The sequence below is a fragment of the Streptomyces adustus genome (assembly GCF_009377175.1).
Classification (GTDB): Bacteria; Actinomycetota; Actinomycetes; order Streptomycetales; family Streptomycetaceae; genus Streptomyces; species Streptomyces adustus.
In genome coordinates, this window is record NZ_VJZD01000349.1 from 1 (window position 1) to 7,687 (window position 7,687).

The 7,687-nt window shown below is 76.0% G+C and carries 7 protein-coding genes; 1 reads left to right on the forward strand and 6 read right to left on the reverse strand.

The features are described 5' to 3' along the window. Positions 1-439: 439 nt before the first annotated feature. Genes cobC through cobM form a run of 6 tightly spaced genes read right to left on the reverse strand, consistent with a single transcriptional unit; the run spans position 440 to position 6,919 of the window. The gene (gene cobC, locus FNH09_RS42770; protein ID WP_152895266.1) at positions 440-1,507 is read right to left on the reverse strand and encodes an Rv2231c family histidinol phosphate aminotransferase CobC; all 1,068 of its coding nucleotides are present in this window, start codon (positions 1,505-1,507) and stop codon (positions 440-442) included. After that, positions 1,497-2,450, reverse strand: a complete 954-nt coding sequence (locus FNH09_RS42775; RefSeq protein ID WP_162469941.1) for a CbiX/SirB N-terminal domain-containing protein — start codon at positions 2,448-2,450, stop codon at positions 1,497-1,499. The genes cobC and FNH09_RS42775 overlap by 11 nt, the downstream gene beginning before the upstream one ends. Continuing rightward, complete coding sequence (locus FNH09_RS42780) at positions 2,447-3,037, reverse strand: precorrin-8X methylmutase (RefSeq protein ID WP_162469942.1); 591 nt, start codon at positions 3,035-3,037, stop codon at positions 2,447-2,449. The genes FNH09_RS42775 and FNH09_RS42780 overlap by 4 nt, the downstream gene beginning before the upstream one ends. Beyond that, a complete protein-coding gene (cobJ, locus tag FNH09_RS42785) occupies positions 3,034-4,857 on the reverse strand; it encodes a precorrin-3B C(17)-methyltransferase (RefSeq protein WP_338017852.1) in 1,824 nt (607 codons plus the stop codon). The genes FNH09_RS42780 and cobJ overlap by 4 nt, the downstream gene beginning before the upstream one ends. Continuing rightward, positions 4,854-6,104, reverse strand: coding sequence for a precorrin-6y C5,15-methyltransferase (decarboxylating) subunit CbiE (gene cbiE, locus FNH09_RS42790; RefSeq protein WP_162469943.1), 1,251 nt, complete (start codon positions 6,102-6,104; stop codon positions 4,854-4,856). Before cbiE ends, cobJ begins: the two co-directional genes overlap by 4 nt. Next, on the reverse strand, positions 6,101-6,919 hold the full coding sequence (gene cobM / locus FNH09_RS42795; RefSeq protein WP_152895267.1) for a precorrin-4 C(11)-methyltransferase: 819 nt from the start codon (positions 6,917-6,919) through the stop codon (positions 6,101-6,103). The genes cbiE and cobM overlap by 4 nt, the downstream gene beginning before the upstream one ends. An 83-nt stretch (positions 6,920-7,002) precedes the next feature. On the opposite strand from cobM, the gene FNH09_RS42800 reads away from it, so the two are divergent. After that, the coding region (locus FNH09_RS42800) for a ZIP family metal transporter (RefSeq protein WP_152895268.1) at positions 7,003-7,687 on the forward strand (685 nt) is incomplete at its 3' end.

Sequence of the window (7,687 nt, forward strand, 5' to 3'; positions counted from 1 at the left end):
CCCCGGGAAGGTGCGGAGGCCCCGCCCCGCCACGTCGGTCGCGCCACGTCGGCCCCGGCTCGTGGGCCGCGTTTCACGGCGTCGGCCGCGTCACGCCGAGCCGGCTGTCACACGGCGTCGGCCCCGGCTCGCTGCGTCGGCTGTCGTACGACCTCGCCCCGGCTCGCGGCGGCGGCTGTTATACGACCTCGCCCCGGCTCGCGGCCTCGGCCGCCGCGCCGTGTCAGCCGCGCCTCTGCCGCCGGGCCGTGTCGGCCGCGCCGTGTCGGCCGGGCCGCGTCAGCCGCGCCGCATCGGCCGTGCCGTGTCAGCCGCGCCGTGTCGGCCGGGCCGCGTCAGCCGCGCCGCATCGGCCGTGCCGTGTCAGCCGCGCCGTGTCGGCCGGGCCGCGTCAGCCGCGCCGCACCGAGTCGGGCGCCCCGCCGTATCGGCTCCCGTCTCACTGGTCCAGTGCTTGTTCCAGCGCCTCCAGAAAGGCGTCCGTGGTCTTCTGGTCCCGTACCGCGAGTCGGATCCACTCCTCGCCCAGCCCCGGGAAGGTGTCCCCGCGGCGCACCGCGAACCCCAGCGTCCGCAACCTGCGCCGCACGGCGGCCGCCGCGGGCATCCGGACCAGCAGGAACGGCCCCTCGGCGGGCTCCACGACACGCACCCCCGCCGCCGCGAACCGGGTGAGTCCCGCGACCAGACGGGCCCGGTCGGCGGCGATGCGGCGGGCCGCACGGTCCGCCTCCGCGAGGGCCTGCGGGCTCACACACGCCTCGGCCGCCGCGAGCGCGGGCGTGGAGACCGGCCACAGCGGCTGGGCCCGCTCCAGCGTGGTGACCGTCTCCGGGGCGGCGAGCACGTACCCGATCCGCAGCCCGGCCAGCCCCCACGTCTTGGTGAGGCTGCGCAGCACCACCAGCCCCGGTACGTCCGTCCGCCCGGCCAGCGCCTCCCGCTCACCCGGCACCGCGTCCATGAACGCCTCGTCGACCACCAGCGTCCGCCCGGGACGCGCGAGTGCGGCGATCGCGTCGGCCGGATGCAGCACCGAGGTGGGGTTCGTCGGATTGCCGACAACCACCAGGTCCGCCTCCTCGGGCACCGCCCGCGCGGTCAGCCGGAAACCGTCCTCGGCCCGCAGCAGCACCCGGTCGACGGTGTGCCCGGCGTCCCGCAGCGCCGCCTCCGGCTCGGTGAACTGCGGATGCACGACCACCGGCCGGCGCACCTTCAGCGCCCGCGCCAGCAGGACGAACGCCTCCGCCGCACCGGCCGTCAGCAGCACCCGGTCCACCGGCAGCCCGTGCCGGGCCGCCACCGCCGCCCGCGCGGCCCGCCCGTCCGGATAGGCGGCCAGGGCGTCCAGCGATCCGCCGATCAGCTCCCGCAGCCACGCCGGGGGCGTGTCCGCCCGTACGTTGACGGCCAGGTCGACCAGCTCCGCGCCGTCGTCGCGCACCTCTGCGTCGCCGTGGTGCCGCAGATCGGGGCCGTCCCCGAGAACGTCGTCAGTGGGCATGGGAGTGGGTGTGCCCCCCGTGCTGGTGGTGCCCGTGGTGGTGACCGCCCCCGGGACCGTCGTGGTGTCCGTCGTCGTCCGGGTGGAAGTGCGGCTGCTGCGGCAGCCCCACCTTGTCCTCGAAGCCCGGCAGCGCGATGCGGTACACGCACGAGTCGCAGTTCATCCGCAGATCGCCCTTCACGGCCTCCGCGTACCGCTCCATCACCAGGTCCAGCAGCTCCGGCTCGGGCCCGATCACGTCCGCCGAGCGCACCTCGACCTCCGGATGCGCGGCCGCCCAGTCCTCGGTCTGCTGCCGCACCCGGTCCGGCAGGATGCCGGTGAACAGGAAGTAAGGCAGCACCACGATCCGGCGGGCGCCCAGCCGCACGCACCGGTCGAGACCGCTCGGCACGTCCGGCGCGGCCAGCGACACGAACGCCGTCTCCACCCCCGCGTAACCGCGTCCCTCCCACAGCAGCCGCGCCGCCTTGTGCACCTCGGCGTTGGCGTCCGGGTCGGTGGAGCCGCGCCCGACCAGCAGCACGGTCACCTCGGCCCGGTCCGCGGGCGTGCGGCCCGCCTCGCCGAGCGTCTCGTCCAGGCGCCGCTCCAGCACGTCCAGCAGCGACGGGTGCGGGCCCAGCGGACGCCCGTAGGTGTACGAGATCCCGGGGTGGCGTTCCTTCTCCCGGGACAGGGCCGCCGGGATGTCCCCCTTAGCGTGCCCGGCGGACACCAGCATCAGCGGCACCGCGGCGAACCGGCGCACCCCCCGCTCCACCAGCTCGGCCACGGCCTCGCCCAGCGGCGGCGAGGACAGCTCGATGAAGCCGCCCGCGACGGGCAGTTCGGGGTGACGGCGCCCCAACTCCCGTACGAAGTCGCGGAACGCCTCGGCTCCGGCCTCGTCCCGGGTGCCATGGCCGGCGATGAGCAGGGCGGGCGGCGGGGTGGTCACGATGTCTCCTCGGATTGCGGAATGCGGTGGTACAGCAGGGCGTTGAGGGCGGCCGCGGCCACCGCGGAGCCGCCCTTCTCGGACACGTTGCTCACGGCGGGCAGCCCGCTCCCGCGCAGCGCGGCCTTCGACTCGGCCGCCCCGACGAAACCGACGGGGAGCCCGATGACGAGCGCGGGGGCGGCGTCCAGCGTCAGCAGCTCCTCCAGGGCGGTCGGCGCACAGCCGATCACCCACAGGGCGCCGGGCCCGACCTCCTCGTACGCCAGCCTGATCGCGTGCGCCGACCGGGTCAGTCCCGGTCCGGACCGCGCGTCCCGCAGCCGGCAGACCGTCTCGCGGCGGGTGATCCCCGCGGCCACCATCTCCACGTCCACGACCACCGGCGCCCCGGCGTGCAGCGCGGTGTGCGCCTTCGCCAGGTCGCCCTCGTCCAGGACGAGATCGTCGGCGTAGTCGAGGTCGGCGGCGGAGTGGATCACCCGCTCCACCACCGCCCGCGACAGCGGCGGGAAGCCCGAGGTGTCCAGACGGGCGCGCAGCCGCCGGAAGGACTCCTGCTCGATCGGATGGACCACACGATTCACCGGGCACCCTCCTGAGGGTCTCGCTGCGGGACTTCCTGGGTCTCTTCGAGCGGGGCCGTCCCCGGCTCTTCCTGCGGCTCTTCCTGCGTCCGCGCGTGCGGGACGGTCCGGGCCTCTTCCTGCGGGGCCGTCCCCGGGTCCTGCTGCCAGCGGTAGCCGCGCGGGGTCACCATCCGCCCCGCGATCCGCCGGGTCGCCGTGTTGCCCACGGTCACGACCGTCATCATGTCCACCGTCGCCGGATCCAGCGCGGACAGCGTCGTCACCCGGCTGGACTCGTCGGCGCGCGACGCGTTGCGCACGACACCGACCGGCGTCGCCGGCTCCCGGTGCTCCGCGAGGATCGCGAGGGCCTTCGGCAGCTGCCAGTCACGGCCCCGGCTGCGCGGGTTGTAGAACGTCACGACGAGGTCGGCCTCGGCCGCGGCCCGTACCCGCCGCTCGATGACCTCCCACGGCGTGTGCAGGTCGGACAGGCTGATCGAGACATGGTCGTGGCCCAGCGGCGCGCCCAGGATCGCCCCGGCCGCGAGCGCCGCCGTCACCCCGGGCACCCCGACCACGTCGATGTCGTCGGAGGCCTCGGCCAGCGCGGGCGAGGCCATCGCGTACACCCCCGCGTCCCCGCTCCCGATGAGCGCGACCGCCGCGCCGCGCCGCGCCTCGGCGACCGCGGTGCGGGCCCGCTCCTCCTCTGCGCCGAGCCCCGACTCCAGGATCCGGGTGCCGGGCCGCAGCAGATCGCGGATCTGGTCGACGTACTGGTCGAGCCCGACGAGCACGGAAGCGCGGCGCAGCTCCGCCTCGGCGCGCGGTGTCAGCAGGTCCCGGGCACCGGGCCCGAGCCCGACCACCGCGAGCCGCCCGCGCCCCGGCCGCCGTACGACCGCGCAGGTCGCCATCGCCGGCCGGCCGTCCGCCCGCTGCGACTTCCGCTTGGGGACGAGGAGTTCGCCACCCCGTACCAGGGCGGCGGCCTCCGCGACGGACGGGGTGCCGACCGCGGCGAGCGGCGCGCCGGACGGGTTCGGCACCTCGACGGCCGCCAACTCCTCGGCGGAGTACGTCACCAGGGGCACCCCGAGGTGCTCGGCGGCGGCGACGATGCCGGGCTCGCCGGACTTGGCGTCGACGGTGGCCAGTTCGGCGACGGACGCGGCGCTGAGCCCGGCGTCCCGCAGCGCGGCCTCGACCAGCCCCAGCACCTCCTCGGCCGGAGCACCCTTGGACGCGCCGACCCCGACCGCCAACGACGGTGGGCGCAGCAGTACTTCGCGCTCGGCCGGCTCCACGGCCCGGTCGGTCAGCCGGACCGTGTACGCGCCCCGCGTCCCCAACGGCAGCGCGGGCAGCGGCCAGGACACCTCCGCGGCCAGCGCGACCGGCTCCCCGTCCAGCAGGGCGCGGGTCACCCCGGCGACATCCCCCTCCACGGGCAGGCCGAGCGTGTCGAGGCCCGGCACGCCCACCGCGTCCGTCGCCGTGGTCACCACCGGCTCCGCGCCCAGCAACCCGCCCACCGCGCGCGCCAGTTCATTGGCGCCGCCGCCGTGCCCGCCGACCAGCGACACGGCGAACCGGCCGGCCTCGTCGACGCACACCACACCCGGGTCGGTCCGCTTGTCGCCCAGCAGCGGCGCGATCAGCCGTACGACCGCCCCGGCCGCCAGGAAGCACACCAGCTGGCCGCACTCCGCGAACGCCCGCGGTACGGCGTCCGCCACGGGCCCGTCGTACACCCGCGTGCGGTCCGGCCAGGCCGCGGCCAGCCGGTCGCGCGCCGCAGCCCCCGCCGCGGTGGCGGAAATGAGGCCGATCACAGGGCAACTCCTTCGGTACGCGCCGCGGGGCGGGTGCCCCACAGCAGGAAAACGGGATTGGTCGCGGCCGGCCGGGTCACGTCCCCCGGCAGCGGGACCAGCCGCGAGGACTGGAGCAGCACTCCGTCGCAGTCGAGGCCGGCGCCGATCAGCGCCGCACGCGCCGCGGGCACCCGGTCCAGAGCGGCCATCGCGACGACGACGCTGCGCCGGGCCCGCCGCGCGCACGCGTCGACGATCCCGGGCAGCTCACGGCCACCGCCGCCGACGAACACGGCGTCGGGGTCGTCGAGTCCGGCCAGCGCGTGCGGCGCCGCGCCGTGCACCACGTGCACGTCGACGCCGTGCTGAGCGGCGTTGGTACGGATCCGGCCGACCCCGTCCGGGGTCTTCTCCACGGCGCTCACGGCGGCCCCCAGCCGCGCGCACTCCACCGCCACCGACCCGGAGCCCGCGCCGACGTCCCACACCAGGTCGCCGGGGCGCGGCCCGAGGCGGGCCAGCGCCAGCGCCCGCACCTCGAACTTGGTGATCATCGAGTCGCGGTGCGCGAACGCGGACTCCGCGAGCGCCCAGCCCGCGGGACCCGGCGCCGCACCGGCCACCGTCCGCGCCCCGCCGCGCGCCGTCCGGGACTCGTCCAGGCACAGCACCACGCTCACCGCCGACCCCCAGTCCCGGGCGGCGGCCTGCGCCGGTGTCACCCGCTCGACGCGCTCGTGCGCCGGATCGCCCAGCGCCGAGGCCACCACCAGGACCCGGTCGGCCGACGCCCGCGCGAGCGCCGCGCCCAGCTCGGCGGGACCCGCGCCCGGTCCGGTCAGCACGGCCGTCTTCGGATACGCGCGGCACACATGCACCGCGGTGCGCAGCTCCCGCCCGTGCGCGCTGACCACCACGGCGTCGTCCCAGGTCAGCCCGGTCCTGGCGAACGCGGCCGCGACCGAGGACACCCCGGCCCTGACATCGAGCGCCGCGGCCCCGAACCGCTCCGACAGCACCCGCACGATCCCGAAGAACCCCGGATCCCCCGAGGCGAGCACCAGCACCGGCCGACCCTTGCCGACGTACTCCGCGACGGTGTCCAGGGCGGGCGCCAGCGCACCCAGGACCACCAGCTCGGCGGTCTCGGGCAGCAGCGGCCGTACGGCGTCCAGGTGCCGCCGGCCGCCCACGACGAGCTCCGCCCCCGCGAGGACGTCCCCGGGCGGCGGCGCACCGGTCCCCGTACCGACGACCGTGATCACGTGCCGGCGCCCCAGGCGCGCAGGGCCTTGCGGGCCTCGGGGTCGGCCTTGCGATAGCCGTGGAAGTGGCCCGGGTGGTACAGGTGCGAGCGCGTCCCGCCGGCGTCCAGCGCCGGGCCGACCAGGAACAGCGTGTGCTTCCAGAGCTTGTGCTCCTTGACCGTCTCCTCCAGCGTGCCGATCGTGCACTTCACGACCAGCTCCTCCGGCCAGGTCGCCTGATAGGCGACGACGACGGGCGTGGTCGTCGGATAGCCGCCCTCCAGCAGCTCCCGCACCAGCTGCCCGCTGCGCGCCGCCGACAGGAACAGCGCCATGGTCGTGCCGTGCCGGGCGAACTCGCGCACCTCCTCGCCGGGCGGCATCGGCGTCTTGCCGCCGCCGAGCCGGGTCAGGATCACCGACTGCGCGACCTCGGGAATGGTCAGCTCGCGCCCCGCGAGCGCGGCGACCGCGGAGAAGGACGAGACACCGGGCACGATCTCCGTCTCGATCCCGAGCTCGTCGCACCGGTCGAGCTGCTCCTGCGTGCCGCCCCACAGCGCGGGGTCGCCGGAGTGGATCCGGGCGACCCGCAGCCCGTCGGCGCGGGCCCGCCGGTACACCGCCACCACGTCCTCCAGCGACATCGCCGCCGAGTCGAGGATCTCCGCGTCCGCGCGCGCGTGTTCGAGCACCTCGGCCTGCACCAGGCTGGCGGCCCAGATCACGACGTCGGCCTCGGCGATGGCCCGCGCGGCCCGGAACGTCAGCAGGTCGGCGGCGCCGGGGCCGGCCCCGACGAAGGTCACCTTGCCGGTGGGGGCATCGGCCATGGGTACGGGTCCTCTCGTACGGATCTTCACTGGGCGGGGGGTCGGAGGTGCGCGACCGGGGTTCGATCGGATAGCAAGGTCACATGGCGGTCCTCGTCGCGCTCGGCGCGTTCCTGATGACGCTGGCCGGCGGCTGGACGGCACAGCGGGTCACCGACCGGCGCCATCTGGTCCTCGGCCTGGCCGGCGGCCTGATGCTGGGCGTGGTCGGCCTGGACCTGCTGCCCGAGGCACTGAAGGCGGCGGGCACCGAGGTCTTCGGCGTACCGGCCGCGCTGCTGCTGTTCGTGGCCGGCTTCCTGCTGGCCCATATGGCCGAACGGCTGCTGGCCGATCTCCCCCGGGACCCCCATTCCGCCCGGACGGAGGAGATCCCCGCGGTCGCGCACGGCACCGGGGCGCCCGACGGCCGGGTGCCCGAGGTGGGCCTGACGGCGGCCGCCGCGATGGTCGGCCACAGCGCGATGGACGGCGTGGCGATCGGCGCGGCCTTCCAGGTCGGCGGCGGCATGGGCGCGTCCGTCGCGCTGGCCGTCGTCGCCCACGACTTCGCGGACGGCTTCAACACGTACACGATCACCAGCCTGTACGGGAACGCCCGGCGCAAGGCGATCGCCATGCTGTTCGCGGACGCGGCGGCGCCCGTGCTCGGCGCGGCCTCGACCCTGTTCTTCGTCCTGCCCGAACCGCTGCTCGGCGGCTATCTCGGCCTCTTCGGCGGAGTGCTCCTCTACCTCGCGGCCGCCGAGATCCTGCCCGAGGCCTGTG

Bases quoted from the DNA above. Each gene is read 5' to 3' on its own strand.
- cobC (WP_152895266.1), bottom strand. From the start codon at position 1,507: ATGCCCACTGACGACGTTCTCGGGGACGGCCCCGATCTGCGGCACCAC.
- cobM (WP_152895267.1), bottom strand. From the start codon at position 6,919: ATGGCCGATGCCCCCACCGGCAAGGTGACCTTCGTCGGGGCCGGCCCC.